Origin of the sequence: Streptomyces sp. SID5785 (genome assembly GCF_009870065.1) — a bacterium.
Lineage (GTDB): Bacteria > Actinomycetota > Actinomycetes > Streptomycetales > Streptomycetaceae > Streptomyces.
In genome coordinates, this window is record NZ_WWIA01000356.1 from 1 (window position 1) to 991 (window position 991).

The window sequence follows — 991 nt, forward strand, 5'->3', positions numbered from 1 at the left end:
TGATCTGCCGCCACAGCGCGGGCAGCAGCACCGCGTACAGGGCCGTGTCGCGGTCGGCGAGCCACGGCCGGGCGAGGCTGTCGAGGCCGACCCCGTCCAGCATGCGGTTGATGAGCCCGTCCGGCTGGTACATGGCCTGCCACACCAGAGCGGTGGCGACCAGCGAGAAGACGACCGGCAGGAAGAGCGCGGCACGGTAGAAGCCGACGCCGCGGCGCTCCTGCTGGAGCAGCAGGGCGGCGCCGAGCCCGAGCACCGCGGACAGGCCGCCGAAGAGGACGAGCCACTTCGCCGTGTTCCACAGGGCGTGCCCGAAGACGGGGTCGTGCGCCATCTCGCGGAAGTTGTCGATGCCGATCAGGCGGGCGGCCGAGATGCCGTCCCAGTCGGTGATCGCGAGGTAGAAGCCCTGCAGCGCGGGCCAGAACACCCAGAAGCCCTCGGCGAGCAGCGGGACGAGGACGAACGCGACGACGAGCGGCGGGACGCGGGTGGCGGCGCCGCGGCGCGGGCGGCGGGCGGACGGCTTCCTGCGCTCGCCGGCGGCGGGACGGGTGCCGGTGTCGAGAAGGGCCATGTCACTTCCCCCAGATCTTCTCGGCGTCCCGCTGCCAGGTCGTGAGGATCGACCCGACGCGGTCCGGCTCGGACAGATAGCGGATGAGGGCGGTGTCGGCGGTCGGGGCCAGCTCGTCGCTGGAGTCCCGGTTGAAGAACTGGGTGACCTCGGCGGCCGACTCGACGAGTTCGCGGCCCTTCTTCACCAGGGCCGTGCCGCTGTCCCTGGCGTCGGGATGGGTCGGCAGGGCCGTGCCGGAGGAGCCCTCGAGGTAGGTCTCCTGGGCCTCGGCCGTCGCGAGGTAGCGCAGGAACTCCTCGGTCTGGTGGCCGCGCGGCGTGCGTGCGCTCGCGAAGTACCCGTCCGTGGGGGCCTCCTCGGCCATCGGCACCTTCGGGTCGATCTCGGGGAACCGGAAGAAGTCGATGTCGT

The 991-nt window shown here is 72.0% G+C and carries 1 protein-coding gene and 1 pseudogene; both read right to left on the minus strand.

The genetic code is table 11. The features are described 5' to 3' along the window. On the minus strand, nucleotides 1–577 hold a 577-nt coding region (locus GTW43_RS11650), incomplete at its 3' end, for a sugar ABC transporter permease (protein ID WP_237536536.1). 1 nt (nucleotide 578) lies between these two features. Next, nucleotides 579–991: pseudogene (locus GTW43_RS11655) on the minus strand (carbohydrate ABC transporter substrate-binding protein); the annotation flags it as partial.